The organism is Nonomuraea sp. NPDC049684, from assembly GCF_044465345.1.
Lineage (GTDB): Bacteria > Actinomycetota > Actinomycetes > Streptosporangiales > Streptosporangiaceae > Nonomuraea.
The window spans coordinates 141,769-159,787 of record NZ_JBITLO010000005.1; the positions used below are offsets into that span (position 1 = coordinate 141,769).

The 18,019-nt window shown below is 70.4% G+C and carries 16 protein-coding genes; 13 read left to right on the forward strand and 3 right to left on the reverse strand.

The features are described from left to right. Positions 1-65: 65 nt before the first annotated feature. The 8 genes from ACIBST_RS17750 to ACIBST_RS17785 all read left to right on the forward strand — a co-directional run bounded on the left by ACIBST_RS17750 (position 66) and on the right by ACIBST_RS17785 (position 7,155). Positions 66-845: an oxidoreductase gene (locus ACIBST_RS17750; protein WP_397172783.1), complete on the forward strand. Its 780-nt coding sequence runs from the start codon at positions 66-68 to the stop codon at positions 843-845. Between the two features lie 734 nt (positions 846-1,579). Next, positions 1,580-2,620, forward strand: coding sequence for a septum site-determining protein Ssd (ssd, locus tag ACIBST_RS17755; RefSeq protein WP_397172784.1), 1,041 nt, complete (start codon positions 1,580-1,582; stop codon positions 2,618-2,620). Beyond that, positions 2,617-3,780, forward strand: a complete 1,164-nt coding sequence (locus tag ACIBST_RS17760) for a TadA family conjugal transfer-associated ATPase (protein WP_397172785.1) — start codon at positions 2,617-2,619, stop codon at positions 3,778-3,780. The genes ssd and ACIBST_RS17760 overlap by 4 nt, the downstream gene beginning before the upstream one ends. A gap of 13 nt (positions 3,781-3,793) precedes the next feature. Then, complete coding sequence (locus ACIBST_RS17765) at positions 3,794-4,507, forward strand: type II secretion system F family protein (protein WP_397172786.1); 714 nt, start codon at positions 3,794-3,796, stop codon at positions 4,505-4,507. Between the two features lie 349 nt (positions 4,508-4,856). Continuing rightward, complete coding sequence (locus tag ACIBST_RS17770; RefSeq protein WP_397172788.1) at positions 4,857-5,645, forward strand: type II secretion system F family protein; 789 nt, start codon at positions 4,857-4,859, stop codon at positions 5,643-5,645. Positions 5,646-5,808: 163 nt separating this feature from the next. Then, positions 5,809-6,189, forward strand: coding sequence for a DUF4244 domain-containing protein (locus tag ACIBST_RS17775; protein ID WP_397172790.1), 381 nt, complete (start codon positions 5,809-5,811; stop codon positions 6,187-6,189). 92 nt (positions 6,190-6,281) lie between these two features. After that, entirely contained in the window at positions 6,282-6,566 is a 285-nt protein-coding gene (locus ACIBST_RS17780) for a TadE family type IV pilus minor pilin (RefSeq protein WP_397173523.1), read from the forward strand. A gap of 226 nt (positions 6,567-6,792) precedes the next feature. Then, positions 6,793-7,155 carry an Rv3654c family TadE-like protein gene (locus ACIBST_RS17785; protein WP_397173525.1) on the forward strand — a complete coding sequence of 121 codons (363 nt, stop codon included), beginning with the start codon at positions 6,793-6,795 and terminating at the stop codon, positions 7,153-7,155. A gap of 209 nt (positions 7,156-7,364) precedes the next feature. On the opposite strand, the gene ACIBST_RS17790 is transcribed toward ACIBST_RS17785, so the two are convergent. Continuing rightward, positions 7,365-8,228: an NAD(P)H-binding protein gene (locus ACIBST_RS17790; RefSeq protein WP_397172791.1), complete on the reverse strand. Its 864-nt coding sequence runs from the start codon at positions 8,226-8,228 to the stop codon at positions 7,365-7,367. Continuing rightward, entirely contained in the window at positions 8,215-8,583 is a 369-nt protein-coding gene (locus ACIBST_RS17795) for a VOC family protein (RefSeq protein WP_397172793.1), read from the reverse strand. Before ACIBST_RS17795 ends, ACIBST_RS17790 begins: the two co-directional genes overlap by 14 nt. Before the next feature lie 63 nt (positions 8,584-8,646). Between ACIBST_RS17795 and ACIBST_RS17800 the strand changes: the two genes are divergently transcribed. Further along, positions 8,647-9,105 (forward strand): MarR family winged helix-turn-helix transcriptional regulator, encoded by a 459-nt coding sequence (locus tag ACIBST_RS17800; RefSeq protein ID WP_397172795.1) that lies wholly within the window; start codon positions 8,647-8,649, stop codon positions 9,103-9,105. Between the two features lie 125 nt (positions 9,106-9,230). Here the strand turns inward: ACIBST_RS17800 and ACIBST_RS17805 are convergent, their stop codons facing one another. Beyond that, positions 9,231-11,624 (reverse strand): DEAD/DEAH box helicase, encoded by a 2,394-nt coding sequence (locus ACIBST_RS17805; protein ID WP_397172797.1) that lies wholly within the window; start codon positions 11,622-11,624, stop codon positions 9,231-9,233. Positions 11,625-12,033: 409 nt separating this feature from the next. On the opposite strand from ACIBST_RS17805, the gene ACIBST_RS17810 reads away from it, so the two are divergent. The 4 genes from ACIBST_RS17810 (at position 12,034) to ACIBST_RS17825 (ending at position 18,015) form a co-directional block, all read left to right on the forward strand. Continuing rightward, positions 12,034-12,384: an STAS domain-containing protein gene (locus ACIBST_RS17810; protein WP_043629845.1), complete on the forward strand. Its 351-nt coding sequence runs from the start codon at positions 12,034-12,036 to the stop codon at positions 12,382-12,384. Position 12,385: 1 nt separating this feature from the next. Further along, a complete protein-coding gene (locus ACIBST_RS17815; RefSeq protein WP_352357402.1) occupies positions 12,386-12,811 on the forward strand; it encodes an ATP-binding protein in 426 nt (141 codons plus the stop codon). A 2,158-nt stretch (positions 12,812-14,969) separates the two neighbouring features. Next, a complete protein-coding gene (locus tag ACIBST_RS17820) occupies positions 14,970-17,282 on the forward strand; it encodes a sodium-translocating pyrophosphatase (RefSeq protein WP_397172799.1) in 2,313 nt (770 codons plus the stop codon). A gap of 262 nt (positions 17,283-17,544) precedes the next feature. After that, on the forward strand, positions 17,545-18,015 hold the full coding sequence (locus ACIBST_RS17825; protein WP_397172800.1) for a SixA phosphatase family protein: 471 nt from the start codon (positions 17,545-17,547) through the stop codon (positions 18,013-18,015). The last annotated feature ends 4 nt before the right edge of the window (positions 18,016-18,019 follow it).

The following is an 18,019-nucleotide window of genomic DNA, read 5'->3' on the forward strand; positions in this document are numbered from 1 at the left end:
CCGTTTCACGGCGGCGGTGTGGTCGCTGGCCGGGCATGGTGTACCCGCCGGTAAGGTCGGTTTCCGTGAGTGACCCATTGGCCGTCATCGCGCGGTTCCCAGGCGTGTCCGAGGCGGTTGACGAGGCGCGGCAGGCCGTCGACCGGCTCTATCGGCACCGCGTCCTGCGCCGGGCGAGCCCGGCGGTGTCCACCGAGTCGTCCCTGCGCGGCGCGCGGGCCTCGGCCGCGATCGAGGGCGCCGACGTGCCGCTGGACGCGCTGCGCCGCGACGAGGTGCACGACCCGCTGGTCCAGGGGGCGCTGCGGGCGTCCGCCGAGATGGGCCGGCTCGGGCCGACCTGGCGGAAGGCCCCGAGGCAGGTGCTGGCCCGCCTGCACACCGTCGCCGCCGCGGGGCTCGCCGACCAGCCCGCATTGGGACGTCCCCGCACGGACGACTCCGCCCCCGACCCGCTCGGGCTCGGTCCCGCGCCGGGGGCCGCGGAGACCGCGACGCGGATGGAGGCCCTGCTCCGGCTGCTGGAAGGGGCGGGCAAGGCGCCCGCGATCGTGCTGGCCGCCGTGGTGCACGCCGAGCTGGCGGTGCTGCGTCCGTTCGGTACGTGCGACGGCGTCGTGGCGCGCTCCGCGGAGCGGCTGACCCTGGTGGAGTACGGGCTCGACCCGAAATCGCTGGTCGTCGTGGAGATCGGGCACCTGGAGCTGGCGTACGCGGAGGCGCTGCGGGCGTACCTGACCGGGACTCCGGAGGGCGTCGGCCAGTGGGTACAACACTGTGCCTCGGCGGTAAGCCTGGGGGTCCGGGAGACGACCGCGATCTGCGAGGCGATGCAGCGGGGCTGACGGACGGGCTGGTCACATAGCTGACGGCGTCTCGTGCGAGACGCCGTCCGCCGGTGCATCACACCGGGTTACCAAGCGTGCACCTCAATCCGTCGGAGCGGGTCAAGCCCGTCACGACGCGCCTCCCGCGGCTGGTCGCGCGTGGGTGCCCGGCTGATGCACCCGGACAAGTGGTCCGTAACACCTTTCTACGTCGGATCCCCCCTGATGGGAACCCCTTAAAGCAAGACCTTTACCGAGCCGTGGAGCGGCCGGGAGGGTTCCGTTGCGGCGCCCGCGAACGCCAACCCGTTACCTACCTGTGACGATTACGGACAGTGATCGCCTTTATGTGATCGTTATGGGATGGCGAAAAAACTTGGCGAAAATGCCAGATTACTGCTCGACGAAACTCGAGTGGATCGGGCAGCATACGGTGGTATCGCCCGAAACTGGAGCGACTGTGTGAGGGATTGCTTTGCAACTCTCTTGCCATGCTCCGGTGAAGTGATGAAAGCTTTCTTCTGAAACGGGACCGGCTCTACCCCCCCGGAGCCGGACCGATCAGGCGACCCCCGCTCTCCCCCCCGGCGGGGGTCGCCCTTTTTCCGGCCCAGGTCGTCCTGGGCCCACCGGTTGTCCACAGGACGCACGCGCCTTCGCGCCGCCGTCCACAGAATCCCGTTCGCCCTCTCGCGACGTCCCTCCTCACCGGCAGGGTTGGCCTCCCACGCCCCCGGCAAGAGGAGGACCCCGTGCACCGCCCCCTGGTCATCACCGAGGACCACGACCTCCTCGACGACCTGGTCCGCATCGCGGCCGCCGCCGGCGCCCAGCTCGACGTGGCCCACACCCCCGCCGGCGCGCGCCCTCACTGGAACCTCGCCCCCATGGTCGCCGTCGGCCCCGACCAGGCCGACGCCCTCTCCGCCACCTCGCCGCCCGCCCGCGACCAGGTGCTCCTGGTGACCCGCGCCCCCGACGACCCCGACACCTGGCGAAAATGCGTGGCGGTGGGCGCCCAGGCCGTCCTACGCCTCCCCGGCGACGAACGCCACCTCGTGGAACGCTTCGCCGACGCCATGGAGCCCGAACCCCGATCCGGCGCGGTCACCTGCGTCATCGGCGGCCACGGCGGGGCGGGCGCGAGCGTCGTCGCCGCCTGCCTGGCCCTGCGCGCCTCGGGCGACCGCCTCCGTACGCTGCTGGTCGACGCCGACCCGCTGGGCGGCGGCATCGACGCGCTGCTCGGCCACGAGGAGGCGGCGGGCGCCCGCTGGGGCGACCTGGTGGCGAGGGAGGGAAGGATCAGCTCCAGCGCCCTGCAGGCGGCGCTCCCGTCGTTCGGCGACCTCGCGGTCCTGTCCTTCCACCGAGGCGAGGTGGCCGCGATCCCGCCCCAGGCCATGCGCTCGGTCCTGGAAGCGGGCCGGCGCGGCTTCGACCTGATCGTCGTCGACCTGCCACGCCATCTCGACCCGGCCGCCGTGGAAGCGCTCACCAGGGCGACCACGACCCTGACGGTCACCACGGCGGACCTGCGCGGCATCCTGTCCACCGTGCAGGTCCTGGGCGAGCTGCGCAAACACACCTCCGACGTGCGGGCCGTCCTCCGTCCCGGCGTCCTCGACGAGGAGACGGCCGCGGCGTCCCTCGGCATCCCCGTCGCCGCCCACCTGCCCGACCATCCGAAGCTCACCGCCACCCTCAACCGCGGCGAGCTGCCCAGGCTCGGCCCGCGTACGGTGCTCGGCACCCTCTGCGCCGCCCTTCTCCGCGACCTGCTTCCGGCATGAGCGCCGCCGAGGAGGTCTCGCCGGAGCTCGTGGAGGCCGTCCGCGTCCGCCTGGCGCGTGCCGGTGTCGAGCCGACGGCGGCCCAGGTGGCCGTGGCGCTCCGGGCCGAACGCTCGGTCTACGGAGACGCCGAGATCCTGGCGGTCGCCCGCGCCCTGTGCGCCGACCTGATCGGAGCAGGCCCGCTGGAGCCCCTTCTGGCCCGTCCCGACGTCACCGACGTCCTGGTCAACGGCCCACGCGAGGTGTGGATCGACGACGGCGGCGGCCTGCGCCGCACCTCGGTCACCTTCACCGACGACGGGGCGGTCCGCAGGCTGGCCCAGCGCCTCGCGGCCGCCGCCGGTCGCCGGCTCGACGACGCGTCCCCGTACGTCGACGCGAGGCTGGCGGGCGGCGTCCGGCTGCACGCCGTACTGCCGCCGATCGCGTCCGGCGGCACCTGCGTGTCGCTGCGCCTGCCGCCGCGCCGCACCTTCACCCTGTCCGACCTGGTGTCGGCCGGCACGATCGCCCCGGCGGCCGTCCCGGTGCTGACGGCGACGGTCGACGCCCGGCTGGCCTTCCTCGTCACGGGAGGCACCGGCACGGGCAAGACCACGCTCCTGTCGGCCCTGCTGTCCCGGGCCGACCCGGCCGAACGCCTCCTGCTGGTGGAGGACTCCGCCGAGCTACGCCCTCTGCACCCCCACGTGGTGCGCCTGGAAACTCGCCCGGCCAACCTCGAAGGAGCGGGCGGGGTGGGCCTGCGCGATTTGGTGCGCCAGGCGCTGCGCATGCGTCCCGACCGCCTCGTGGTGGGCGAGGTGCGGGGAGCGGAGGTCGTCGACCTGCTCGCCGCCCTGAACACCGGCCACGAGGGCGGCTGCGGCACGCTGCACGCCAACGCCGCGGCCGACGTGCCACCCCGCCTGGAAGCCCTCGGCTGCGCGGCCGGCCTGACCAGAGAGGCCGTGCACAGTCAGCTTGCCGCTGCCCTCGACATGGTCGTCCACCTGACCCGCACCCGCAGCGACGGCCGAAGGCGCGTCGCCGAGATCTGCCTGCTCTCCAGAGCCCCCGGCGGCCTCGTCGAGTCGCTCCCCGCCCTCACCTTCGCCCCCGACGGCTCCTCCCACACCGGCCCCGGCTACGAATCCCTGCTGCGCAGGACATCATGAAGGCCCCCGGACGATGACCGCCGCGCTCATCTCGGCCCTGTCCACAGCCTGTGCCATCTGGCTGTGGACCGGCCCCGCCACGCCCGCCCTCCGCCTGCACGCCCTCCTGACCGCTCGCCATCGGCGTCTCCCATGGCAACGCCTGCTCCGGGCCACCCTCACCCGCCCCGGCCCCACCCGCCGTGCCGACTCCTGGCGCCGGGCCTCCATAGAGCTGTGCCAGTCGCTCTCGGCCGAGCTCGCCGCGGGCCGCACCCCAGGCGAAGCCCTGACCCGAGCCATCACGGCAGTCGACTTCCCCGACCCCGAAGCCCTGCGCCCCGCCCTGGCCGCCGCACGAGACGGCGGCGACGTCTCCGCGGCCCTCACGGCGGCGGCGCCGGCTCAGGGCGGCGAGGGCCTGCGCCGGCTCGCGGCCTGCTGGGACGTCAGCCTCACCGTGGGCGCCGGCATGTCCGCGCTGGTCGAACGCGTCGGCGGCACACTCCGCGCCGCCCAGACCCACCGCCAGGACGTCGCCGCCCAACTGGCCGGGCCCCGCACGACAGCCCGGATGCTCGCCGCCCTGCCGGTCCTCGGTCTGCTCATGGCGGGAGCGCTCAACATGCACCCGCTGGGCTTCCTGTTCGGCACCTTGCCGGGCCTGCTCTGCCTCCTGTCCGGCACCGCCCTCGACGCCTGCGGCCTGTGGTGGACCCACCGCATGGCCACCAACGCCCAACCCTGACCGCCCCCGTCCTCGAACGGTCTGTAGGCCTTTGACTCCGGTGAGACCTATAGCCCGGCACTCATGCGGGTCCTGTCGCCAAGCGCCCATGCGAGATCTGTAGCCAAGCACCGATGCGAGTCCTGTCGCCAAGACCCATGCGAGACCTGTAGGCCAGCTCTCCAGTGAAGCCTGTAGGCCCTGATCCGGCGAGTCGTCCTCGCCGAGCCGTGCTCGTACCCGGCCTGTCGGGGTTGTGCTCGTCCCCGCCTGTTCGGGTTGTGTTCGTCTGTGCCCGTCCGAGTCGTGCTCGTCCACGCCCGTCCCAGTCGTGCTCATGCACGCCCACCTGAACCACTGGATCCGCCCGATGCTCCCTCTGCTGTCCGCCTTCTGTGCCGCCCTCGCCGTCTTCTTGTGGTCGGCCCCACGCACCGCCGTGGACCGCCTCACCCGCCTCCTGCCCTCGCCCGGCCCGCCGTCGAGCCCGCCCACCTCTCCGATGGACACCCCCGCCCAGCCCGACTGGCTCGACAAGAAGGACCCCCACCGCCGCCGCCCGACCCGCAGAACCGTCACCACCGCCGCTGTCACCGGCGTGATCACCGGCCTCCTGGTCGGCGGCCTCGCCGGAATCGTGGCGGCACTTCTGCTGGCCCCGGTGATCGCCCTGATCCTGCACAGGAAGGAACCCCCGCAGTCCCGCCAGGAACGCGAGCAGATCACCGCCGATCTCCCCTTCGCCGCCGACCTGATGACCGCCTGCCTGCTCGCCGGACAACCGGTGACCGCCGCCACCGACCTGGCCGCGACCACGATCGGCGGCCCCCTCGGCCAGCGTCTGGCATGGGTGGGCAGCCAACTCCGCCTGGGAGCCGACCCCGAGCCGACCTGGGCGACCCTGGCGAAGGATCCGGCCCTGAGCCAGCTGTCGAGAGCCATGAGCCGGGCCGCGCAGACCGGCGCCCCGCTGGCGGACGTCCTGACCCGCCTGGCCGACGACGCGAGAGACACAGCCAAGGCCGCCTCACTCGCCGCCGCCCGGACCGTGGGCGTGAAAGCGGTCGCCCCGCTGGGCCTGTGCTTCCTGCCGGCCTTCGTCCTCCTGGGCATCATCCCGGTGATCGCCGGCCTGGCCTCCACGATCGTCCTGCCGTGAGTGCCGGCGGCGGCGTTGTCCACAGCCTGAGGGCCGCCCCGCGGACAATCCCCAGAACGCCATTCGGCCCGACGGCGGCTGTGCCTTCTCGGCGAACCTTGGACTCCCGCCGGACAAGACCCGGCTCCGACCACCTGGAGGCACGATGCAAGGTCCCGCCACCATGCCAGGCACCCTCAGCCCCACTCCAGCTCACGCGTACGCCACTTCACCCCGGCCCAGCGCCTCCACCAATCCGACCACCACCGCGCCGCCTCCCGAAACCGACGGCTCCTCCAACGCCGAGACGGAAGCCATCCACGTTTCCTCGACCACTTCCGCACCTCCCGGCGGACCCACCGGGCAGAGCTCACGCTGGTACCCGGGGAAGTGGATCACCTGCGCTGTCGCGAACCGAGAGCGCGGCATGTCCACAGCCGAATACGCGGTCGGCACCATCGCGGCCTGCGCCTTCGCCGCGCTTCTGTTCAAGGTGGTCAGCAGCCCCGAGGTGCAGGAGATGCTGAAGTCCCTCATAGACCGAGCGCTCAAGATCACCGGATGACCCTCCGCCAGACGCGGAACGCCGCCACCAGGCAACGGTCGGCATCACGCGGCTCGGTGACGGCCGAGACGGCCGCCATGCTGCCCGCGCTCATGATCGTCCTGGCAGCCGCGCTCTGGGCCGTACAAGCGGTGAACGTCCAGCTGGAATGTGTAGACGCAGCCCGAGCGGCAGTGCGCGCCGCAGCCCGAGGTGAGCCGCTGGACCAGGTCCGCGAGCTCGCCCGCTCCGCCACTCGCCCAGACGCACACATAGAGATCACCCGAGACGCAGAATTCACCCACGCAGAGATCGCAGTAGATGTACGACCAGCTTGGGGCGCTTCGATGCCGGCCGTCCGCGTGTCGGCCTCGGCGACAGCCGCCACAGAACAGTGACGTCACGCAGGTGACCGCCGAATGGAGATCTGCCAGGAGGACATGAGCCCTCGTGTCCTCCTGGCAGTCGGGGGGCGAAATCTCCAACCCCTACGGCGTCTTCTACCCACAAGACGGGCCGACAACTCCGCGACGCGGCACGGAGATCGTTCGCGCGGAAGGTGCAGAAGCGCCTCAAAGCCGAGCGAATCGACAACCTTCACCGATCAATCACTCCGAGGACAAGATGATCAGAAACAAGGAACGAGGGTCGGCGACCTTATGGGGAGTGGCCCTCATGGGGCTCCTGATGGCGGTTGCCGGAGGGTTGGCCTCCGTGGGGGCGGTTCGTGTGGCTCGTCATCGGGTTGACAGCGCGGCCGACCTGAGCGCTCTGGCCGCGGCCAGAGCGGCGATCGCCGATCCCGAGGGCGCTTGCGGCAGGGCGGCGGCGTTGGCCAGAAGAAACGGCGTCCGGCTGGCGGCTTGTGAGATCACGGGAGAGATCGCGGATGTCCGGACCTCTTTGTCGATCACCTTGCCGATCGCCGGCGCACACACCCTTACAGGCAGGTCTCGGGCGGGGCCGGTCACGATGTCACCTGGGTAGCAGCCGGGAGCGGCAGCCGTTCATGAGGCCACTGTCCTGCGCCAAAGGGGGCGAGTGATCGACCGCCGACACGTGCAAGCCTCGGGGTGTGTCACGCGAATCCGGCCCCCGGACAGCGTCGCCGGCCGCTTCGACGTGATCCAGACGCGCTGATCGGGAGAAGGGACGGCGCCAGCCGAGATGCCGACTCGCCTGCGCCGGCCCGGTGCTCACGCTGCCGTCAGTCCCTCGACCAGGCCGGTAGTTGGCCTGCCGAGGAGTCGAGGGAGATCGTCACCGACCCGAGCGAAGACCCCGGCGGCGATGGTTTCGTCGAGACGTGCCAAGAAGCCGGCCAGCTCGCCATCCATCCCCGAGTTGACGAGCGCTACCTGCAGCTCTTCGGAAGTGACAGGCCGGTAGGCGACCTTGCGCTCCAGCACGACCGACATCGCTTCGGCTATGTCGGCGTAGGTGAAGTTCGTGTCGCCGGAGAGGCTGTAGGTCACATTGTCGTGCCCACCTGTGGTGACGACGACGGCCAACGCCTCAGCCAGGTCCTTCCGGCTGGCTGGGGCAACGACGGCGTCACCGGTCGCCGCGGCGAGGACGCCGGTGAAGCGGGGGCCTGCCAGCGCCTGGATGTAGTTCTCGATGTACCAGGTGTTCCGCAGGATCGTGTACGTCACGCCGGAAGCGGTGAGAGCGTCCTCGGTCGCTCTGTGGTCCGCGTTGATCTCGAACCGGTCGTCGTCGGCTCGGACTCCGCTGGTGTAGTAGACGTGTCGGACATTCGCGTTCTTCGCCGCCTTGATGACCGACTCGTGCTGAGCAAGGCGGCTCGGGTCTCTGCCCGAGATCAACACGACGTCGGAGTGCCTGGCAACGAGCTCCGCGACGCCGGCCGAATCCGACAGGTCGACGGCGGCGGTGTTGAACCCGGCGGAAGCAAGTTCCGCGAGACGCGCTCGGTTCCGACCGGCCGCGGTGATCGTTCCGGGGCTGGTTCCCCGAGCGACCAGCGCGTCCAGGACGTGGCGACCGAGTGCCCCGGTGGCCCCGAAGACCAGGGCGCTCGCCTCAGGCGCGGTCATGGAGGGTGATCTGGTAGCCGTCGGGGTCGGCGAAGGTGAAGGTGCGGCCGAAGGGGCCGTCGATCGGGGCGGAGACGATGGTGTGACCGTCGGCGACGAGGGCGTCGTGGATGGCCTGGACGTCGCTGGCGTGCAGCCAGATCGCGGCACCGATGCCGGGCTGGGCGACGGAGGCGAGATCGGTGCCGGGAACGACCTCGCGGAGCGCGAACGCGATCGGCTTGGTCTCGAAGACGACGGCGTGCGGAGGCCCGGCCTGCGAGCGGACGAGGCCGAGGTACTGCTCGTAGAACGCCTGCGAAGCGTCGAGGTCGCGCGCTTGCAGCGAGATGAAGTCGGGGCCGGTGACGGGCATGATGATGCTCCTTGTCTTCGTGTCAGTTTTCTGACATGGCCCAACGTATGTCAGAATACTGACATGAGTCAACACGGTGCCGGCGTCGACCTGAACAAATCGCTGGGCTACCTGCTGAAAGAGGCTTCGAGCGCCCTGCGCGCAGCCATGGAGGAGGTGCTGCGACCGCTCGGGATGACCGTGACGCACTACTCCTGCCTGGAGTTGCTGGCTCAACGGCCCGGCTTGTCGAACTCCGAGCTGGCTCGCGGCGCGTTCGTGACCCGGCAGTCGATGAACGTCCTGCTCCAGACCCTGGAACGAGACGGCTACGTCACCAGGCCCGCCGAGGCGCCCGTCGGGAAGGCTCTTCCCGCGCGGCTAACCCCTCGCGGACGACGGAGCCTGGAGAAGGCGAGCGCGGCGGTCCGGTCTGTGGAGGTCAGAATGCTGTCCGGCATGACCGACGCCGAGCAGTCGGACGCGTTCCGAATCTTGCAGAGCATGATTCATTCGCTGCGCGACGGTGACGGCGGTGCCTAGTCGTTTCTCGGATGCATGGGGGACAGGGGCTTCTGGGAGCGTCCGCTGCCGGGGGTCGGCGACTTATGGGCCCCCGACGACGGAGAGCGGGCTTTTGCGGGGCGTCGGTCGGAGAAGGGTGGCAGTTAGGGCGTGGGGGCGGGGGTGAGGAGGATGTCCAGGAGTTGGAGTGCGCCGCGTTTGTGCAGGGGCTCGTTGCCGTTGCCGCACTTCGGGGACTGGATGCAGGACGGGCACCCGCGCTCGCACTCGCAGGACGCGATCGCCTCACGCGTGGCCGTCAGCCAGTCGGTGGCCCGCGCGTAGCCGCGTTCGGCGAAGCCCGCGCCGCCTTCGTGGCCGTCGTACACGAAGACGGTGAGCAGGCCGGTGTCTGCGTGCAGTTCGGTGGAGACGCCGCCGATGTCCCATCGGTCGCAGGTGGCGAACAGGGGGAGCAGGCCGATCGAGGCGTGCTCGGCGGCGTGCGCCGCGCCGCCGAGGTCGATGTCCGCCGCCGCGAGCGGCGCGACCGCCGTGGCGGGCAGGGTCCACCAGACCGCGCGGGTGCGGAGGGTGCGGGGTGGCAGGTCGAGGGGTTCGTCGCCGAGCATCTCGCCGGACTGCAGGCGTCTTTTCAGGTACGAGACCACCTGCCTGGTCACCTCCACCTCGCCGAAGTGCAGCGTTCCCGGGCCGAGTGGGCGGGAGCGCTGGGTGGCGAGGATGGAGATGTCGGTGATGTCGCGGGCGAACGTGGAGTAGTCGGGATTGGCGGCCTCGACCAGGGCGACTCCGGCGTCCAGGTCGAGGGTCTCCACGAGGAAGGTCTCGCCCTGGTGGATGTAGACCGCGCCGGTGTGGACCGTGGTGTGGGCGGACGGCTCGTCCACGCTGCCGAGCAGGCGGCCGGTCGAGGACTCGACCACCTGGATCGGGGCGCCTCCGCCGCCTCTGATGTCGGCGAGGTCGGTGGCGCGTTCGCGGCGGGTCCAGAACCAGCCAGCGGGACGGCGTCTCAGGAGGTTCCGGGCGACCAGGTCTTCCAGGACGTCGGGGGTGGTGGTGCCGAAGACGGGCAGGTCGTCGTCCGTCAGCGGGATCTCGGCGGCGGCGGCGCACAGGTGGGGGCCCAGGACGTACGGGTTGTCCGGGTCCAGGACGATCGCCTCCACCGGCCGTCCGAACAGGGCCTGCGGGTGGTGGACGAGGTAGGTGTCCAGGGGGTCGTCCCTGGCGATGAGCACGGCCAAGGCGTCCTGGCCGTCGCGGCCCGCCCGGCCGGCCTGCTGCCAGAGGGAGGCGCGGGTGCCGGGCCAGCCGGCGATCAGTACGGCGTCCAGGCCGGAGACGTCCACGCCGAGTTCGAGGGCGTTCGTGGTGGCCAGGCCCATGAGGGTGCCGGCGCGCAGGGCCTTCTCCAGGAGGCGGCGGTCCTCGGCGAGGTAGCCGGCGCGGTAGGCGGCGACCTTGTCGGGGAGGGCGGCCAGGTCTTGGACGTCGTCGGGGATGGCCCAGGTGAGCGGGCTCGGCGGGGTGGAGTGGCGTGGGTCCTGGGCGCCGGGGGTTGCGGTTGCGGAGGGGGACGCGGGTTCCTGAGGGGCCGAAGGGGAGGCGAGCGTCGGGGGCGTGGCGCTGGGGGAGAAGTCCGGAGGCGCGGTTTCGGGGGTGGGCCGGGGCGCGGTTTCGGGGCTGGTGTGCGGAGGCCAAGGCCCGGCTTCGGGGGTGGTGTGCGGCACGGTTTCGGGGGTGGTGTGCGGCGCGGTATCGGGCGTGGCGTGCGGGGGCCAGGGAGCGGTGACGGAGAAGGCGACGTCGGCCAGTTTGGCGCGGGCGGACAGGGCGACCGTCTCGGCGCCGCGTCGCGAACGTACGAACGCGAGCGTCCGTACGTTCGCCAGGACCAGGTCCGCGAGGAGGTCAGCGGTCTCCGCAGTGGCCGTGCGGCGCACAGGAGCCCCTCCCTCGCCCCGCAGATCCGTCAGAGGCGGTTCCCAGAGCGCGATGGTCGTGGAACCCTTCGGAGAGGCGTCCGTGGTCACCTCGTCCATCTCAAGCCCCGTCAGCCTCATGGCGAACACGCCGGGCTCGCTCGCCGTGGCCGAGGCGAGCACGAACGTGGGGCGCGAGCCGTACCGGGCGCAGACGCGGCGCAGGCGGCGCAGGATCTGGGCCACGTGCGAGCCGAAGACGCCGCGGTACCCATGGCACTCGTCCACGACCACCATGCGGAGGCGGCGGAAGAACGAGGACCACTGCGCGTGCCGGGGCAGGACGCCGCGGTGGAGCATGTCCGGATTGGTCAGGACGTAGTTGGCGTGCTGGCGGATCCACGTACGTTCCTCGAAGGGGGTGTCGCCGTCGAAGCAGGCGGCGCGCACCTGCGTGATGCGCAGTTCGCGCAGGCCGCGGAGCTGGTCGGCGGCCAGGGCCTTGGTCGGCGTCAGGTACAGGACGGTGCCGCCGTCGAGGCAGGATGCGACCGCCGGCGTGAGGTACGCCAGGGACTTGCCCGAGGCCGTTCCCGTACTGATGATCACGTTTCGGCCACGGAAAGCCAGGTCGGCGGCTTCGTACTGGTGGGGCCAGAGTCCTGTAACTCCACGGTTCGCCAAGCGCGTAACCAGGACTTCCGGAGCCCAGTCCGGCCAACGGGCTTGACCCGCCTGACGTGCTGGAACATGCTCCACATGGGTGACACGCTCATGACGTGCGGGAACTCCGAGCAGGTGGGCGAGGAGTGGACCTGCCTGTTGTGGGGAGGATGCCGAGGAAGTCACTGTTTCCAGTCTTGCATCGATGGGCAAAGTCGCCGGGAATCGTGATTTCGTATAGACACAAGCCAGACGCGTGGTTGAATGCCGCGCGTCAGGGTCGGACAGTCTGGGGCCACGCTCCAGATTGCCAGGCCCGCAAGAGTACTTTCGCAGGCGAGGCGCTGGAGGATCTGTGGATCTGAAGTTGGATCACCGCACCGAAGACCGACTCACCATCGTGGAGGTCGAGGGTGAGATCGATGTCTACACGGCGCCGAGATTGCGTGAGCTCCTCATCGACCTGGTGAACAAGGGCAACTTCCACCTTCTGGTGAACATGGAGAAGGTCGACTTCCTCGACTCCACGGGGCTGGGAGTGCTCGTCGGAGGGCTCAAGAGGGTCCGGGCGCACGACGGCTCGCTTGAGCTGGTGTGCACCCAGGAGCGCATCCTCAAGATCTTCCGCATCACCGGTCTGACCAAGGTCTTCGGGATTTACGCTTCCGTCGACGAGGCCAAGGAAGCTCACGGCAAAGACAAGTAGCATGGCTACCGTCGAGCTGACGTTCAGCGCTCTCCCCGCGCATGTGCGGACCGCCCGGCTGGTGGCCACGGCGATCGCCCGTCGTACCGGCGTGGAGGAATCGCTGCTGGACGAAGTCAGGCTCGCCGTGGGTGAGGCATGCTCCCGGGCGGTCGAGGCGCATCGACTTCACTGCCCGGGCGAGCCCATCCGCATCGAGCTACGTGACGACTCCGGGCGTTTCGAGGTCACGGTCAGCGATCTGGCCCCCAGTGACGAGATCAAGCAGGAGCAGCCGCTGGATCTGGGCATGCTCTCTGACTCGTTCATGTCAGGCTTCGGCATCGCCGTCATCTCCGGTCTGGCCGATGACGTCGAGGTCTTCCCCAGCCCCAAGGGGACGAACATCCGGATGAGCTGGCCCGCCTCCAACGGGGCGGGTTCCTGACCTGACATCGCTTGGATCGGTCCCTTGTCTCCCTGGGGGCGTGTTCGAGCTGGTCGGGTGTGGTTTTAGGGGCGATAGACGGGGATGAGGGGATGTCCGGTTGCGGCATGCCTTCCTCCCTGTCGAGTCGCACCACGTTTTCGCATGTCCTGACGAGGGCGCTGGGTGCCTCGTTCTGCTGGCATGCCCGGACGGCCTGCGCCGCTCTGCGATGAGCGGCAGCGCATGTACGCGGGACGTCGGAGGGCTGGCCGCAGGATTTGGCCGGGCCGGTGCGAAGTTCTGGTCCAGGGGTCCCGCTGGAGCGGTTCAGCGAGGTCCTGGTTTAGTGCGGCAGGGACTCGGCATGGACCGGCCGAAGCGAAGGGCTCAGGACGGTCCAGCGCAGGCCCGGCATGGCATCCAAGCAGTGTGATGAGGGACGGACGCCTCTGCGCCGCACGCTCACGGGGCTTCGGTCGTAGGGCAGGCCAGAGCCCCGGCTCTGCACGTTCAACCGCTGTGTCATGCGGTGAGACGCCCAGGCTCCGATTGGGCGGTTGCTCAGGGGCGGACTGCGGGCCGGCTGTGCAGGCGGTTCTACAGGGCGCGGGTCACAGGCTGGGGTCGAAGGGCAAAGGTCTACGGTGGCGAAGGCCCGAGTCGGAAGGACGATGGTCAGTGCGGCGAGGGCCTGGGCTGACGGTTGAAGGCTCAGCGCGTAGCGAAGACTTTGCATGGCAGGGCGCGACTGAGGTCCGAATGCCAGGGCGGCGAAGTACGGCCTGGGCCTGCCTGGAGTGTTCTGGTGGAGCGATGCGGCTGCGCCATGGGATCTTGCTCCCCGCAGTGGTGCCTGTGGAAGGCGATGAGAGTTGTCCACAGGCTGTGGATGGGCGGGGGATAGTGGGCCAGGTCACCAGAAGGCCTCGCCGCGAGGCCGTAGGGGCCAAGGGCTGAGGTGAGTGACTGGCGGCGACCGGAAAGAAGCCATGGCGGCTGCGCATCGGGTTGCCTGGACCGACATCCGGAGGTGGCGGCGCGGGAGCCCCGGGCCTAGTTGGAGGTATACGGGTTGGCAGGTGCCTGGCGTCGCCCCTCGGCCGCTGTAGGGCGCTTTGAGGCGGCGCAGCGCCTTCGAGGCCGACGCGAGAGCTCCGGCCTGTCGTGGGGGTGGCCTGGAGGGCGGACCTGCGGCCTGGGTAGCGCTCGACCGGTAGGTCACGCCCGAGCGGTAGGTCACGGGTTGCCCGCGGTACTGGGAGACATCAGGCCGTCGTGGAGGTGGCCTGCAGGAGCCTGACAGTGTCGGCCAGTGGCCCGGGTGGCGCCTGACCAGGAGGCGCACGGTACTGGGAAAACGCCGGGCTGTGGTGGAGGTGGCTTGGAGAGACGAGGCTGTGTCGGCCGGTGGCCCGAGTGGCGCCTGATCGGGTGGTCAGGGGCGGTGCACGGCGCCAGGACACGCTGGGCGGCCGTATCGTCAGGTCCGCCTCCATCGCGCCGTGTACCTGCGGGTCGTGTCACCGGGGTGTGGTGGAGGTGGCTTGGAGAGGCGAGGCTGTGTCGGCCGGTGGCCCGAGTGGCGCCTGGCCGGGTGGTCAGGGGCGGTGCACGGCGCCAGGACACGCTGGGCGGCCGTATCGTCAGGTCCGCGTCCATCGGGCCGAGTCCCCCGCGGGCCGTGGCACCGGGCCGCGTCCTGCGAACTGAGTCAGTAGGCCGCGTTGGTCGGCCCGTGGCGCAGGGCGGCGTGCAGGCCCCATCCGCGACATACGGCGGGGCACTGGAGGTGCCGTCTTGCGGGGGTGGTTCTGGGGCTGGGCCGGCCGGTGGGGGGCGGTGGTGGGGTGGGTCGGCGTGTCGTGGGGAATTAATCTTGGTTTCGGGCGGTCCGATTTGTGGGGTTGTCATGCCCGTAAACCTGAGGAAATTTCGCCTGTCAGATCTCAAACCGGCCCGCTGTCAGGGGATTACTGAACGCCCGCGCAAATAGCCGCCCCGAGAGCCTTCATATCCGTTCAGTGCCTGCGTAGACTCCCGGCACCGGCCAAGGTGATCCGGCGGAACCGCGGATTCAACCGGAAGCGGCACCCACAACCCGGATGGTGCCGCACCCGCCCGCCGAGAGATCCGCAGCACCGTTCGGGCAGGACGACCGGTCTTGCCGAGGAGAACGATGAGCAGGCACATGCTGGCATTGGCGCCAGCGCCCAATCTGTCCCTGAGCGGTAACAACCTCACCATCGTGATCGTGGTCGCCGCGGTCGCGCTGATCGCGCTAGCCGTCGCCGGCGGCCTCGTACGCGAGGTGCTGTCCGCCGGCCAGGGCACCGAACGCATGCAGAACATCGCGCGAGCCGTGCAGGAGGGCGCGGCAGCCTATCTCGCGCGCCAATTCCGCACCCTGGCGATCTTCGTGATCGTCATTCCCTTCCTGTTGCTCTTGCTGCCGGGCGAAATGGACGTACGCGTCGGTCGCTCGATCTTCTTCGTGGTCGGTGCGGTGTTCTCCGCATTGACCGGATTCATGGGCATGTGGTTGGCGGTGCGCGGAAATGTGCGTGTCGCCGCCGCGGCCAACGAGTCGGGCGAGAAGCGCGCCATGCGCGTCGCCTTCCGCACCGGCGGCGTCGCCGGCATGTTCACCGTCGGCCTCGGGCTGCTCGGTGCGGCCGTGGTCGTCTTCATCTACCAGGGCGAGGCGCCCCACGTTCTCGAAGGCTTCGGGTTCGGGGCGGCGCTGCTGGCGATGTTCATGCGAGTCGGCGGCGGCATCTTCACCAAGGCCGCCGACGTCGGCGCCGACCTGGTGGGCAAGGTCGAGCAGGGCATCCCCGAGGACGACCCGCGCAACGCCGCGACGATCGCCGACAACGTCGGTGACAACGTCGGCGACTGCGCGGGCATGGCGGCCGACCTGTTCGAGTCGTACGCGGTCATGCTGGTCGCCAGCCTCATCCTGGGCAAGGTGGCCTTCGGCGAGCAGGGCCTGATCTTCCCGCTGATCGTGCCCATGATCGGCGTGCTGACGGCGATCATCGGCATCTTCGTCACCGGGCTGCGCGACCGCGACCGCAGCGGCATGGCGGCGATCAACCGCAGCTTCTTCATCTCGGCCGCGATCTCGGCGGTGCTGGTCGCCGCGGCGGCCTTCTGGTATCTGCCCAGCAGCTTCGGCGCCCTGTCGGGCTCGACCGTCACCTCCGACGCCGACCCGCGCCTGATCGCGGTGGGCGCGGTGCTGATCGGCCTGGTCCTGGCCAGCGCCATCCAGCTGCTGACCGGCTACTTCACCGAGACCAACCGCCGTCCGGTGCGCGAGATCGGCGAGAGCTCGGCCACCGGGCCGGCCACCGTCATCCTCGCCGGCATCAGCGTCGGCCTGGAGTCGGCGGTCTACTCGGCGCTGATCATCGGCGGCGCGGTCTACGGGGCGTTCCTGCTGGGGTTCGGGAACGTCACGATCGCGCTGTTCGCGGTGGCCCTGGCCGGCACCGGCCTGCTGACCACGGTCGGCGTCATCGTCTCCATGGACACCTTCGGCCCGGTCTCCGACAACGCCCAGGGCATCGCCGAGATGTCCGGCGACGTCGAGGGCGAGGGCGCGCGGGTGCTCACCAGCCTCGACGCCGTCGGCAACACCACCAAGGCCATCACCAAGGGCATCGCCATCGCCACGGCCGTGCTGGCGGCGACGGCGCTGTTCGGCGCGTTCCGCACGGCGGTGGAGGACCAGCTCTCCAAGGCCGGCCAGGACATCAAGGCGGCGCTCGGCGCCTTCTCCACCTTCAGCCTCAGCATCGACCAGCCCAACGTGCTGGTGGGGCTGATCGTCGGCGCCGCGGTGGTGTTCCTGTTCTCCGGCCTGGCGATCTCGGCGGTCGGCCGCGCGGCCATGCGGGTGGTCTTCGAGGTACGCGACCAGTTCCGCAACAAGCCGGGCATCATGGACGGCACCGAGAAGCCCGAGTACGGCCGCGTCGTGGACATCTGCACCCGCGACTCGCTCCGCGAGCTGGCCACGCCCGGCCTGCTGGCGGTGATGACCCCGATCGCGGTCGGGTTCGCGCTCGGCTACGCGCCGCTCGGCGCGTTCCTGGCCGGCGCGATCGCCTGCGGCACGCTGATGGCCGTCTTCCTGGCCAACTCCGGTGGCGCCTGGGACAACGCCAAGAAGCTGGTCGAGGACGGGCACCACGGCGGCAAGGGCTCCGAGGCCCACGCCGCCACGGTCATCGGCGACACGGTCGGCGACCCGTTCAAGGACACCGCGGGCCCGGCCATCAACCCGCTGATCAAGGTGATGAACCTGGTGGCGCTGCTGGTCGCGCCGGCCGTCGTCCTGTACGCGGGCAACGCCGCGCTGCGGGTCGGCATCACGGTGGTGGCGGTGGCGGTGGTCGTGGCGGCCATCGTCGTCTCCAAGCGCAGGTCGGTGACGAGCGAGCCGGCCAACAACGACCGCGAGCACGAGCCCGTGGCCTCGTAACGACCGATCGACGAGACGCCCGCCCCGGCCAGGGGCGGGCGTCTTCGCATGCGGGTGGGTGGCGCGGGGACGGCGGGGGCGCGGTGGGAAACTGGGCGGGTGGAAGAGGACAACCGGCCCTCGGGCGGGAAGACGCTGGGCCTGATCCTGCTGGCGATGCTGGTCATCCTGGGCGTGATCATCGGCCTCGGCATCTGGGCGTCGAGGGGATGACAGGCCGAGAGGACGACGGGTCGAGGGAGATGACGGTCGAGGTGATGACGTGACGCGGACCCTGATACTGCTCCGCCATGCCAAGGCCGCGCAGGTGCCCGGTCTGGCCGACCGCGAACGTCCGCTGACCGAGCGCGGCGAGCGGGACGCCGCTCGGGCCGGCGACGAGATCAGGGCGGCCGGGCTGAGCCCCGACGCGGTGCTCTGCTCACCTGCGCTGCGGACCAGGCGCACCGCCGAGCTGGCCTTCCCGGGCATGGAGATCGGCTACGAACGCGACATCTACCAGGCATATCCCGAGGAACTGCTCGAACTGCTGCACAGGATCGATCCTGAGCTGGGCACGGTCGTGCTGTGCGGGCACAATCCCGCGGTGCACGAGCTGGCCCTGCAACTGGGCGGCGGCGACTACGGCTTCCGGCCGGGGGCGTTCGCGGTGATCCAGGTGGAGGCGGCGTGGGTAGACCTGTGGCCGGGGGAGGGACGCCTGGTCACGCACTGGGATCCCAAGGAGCACTGACCGG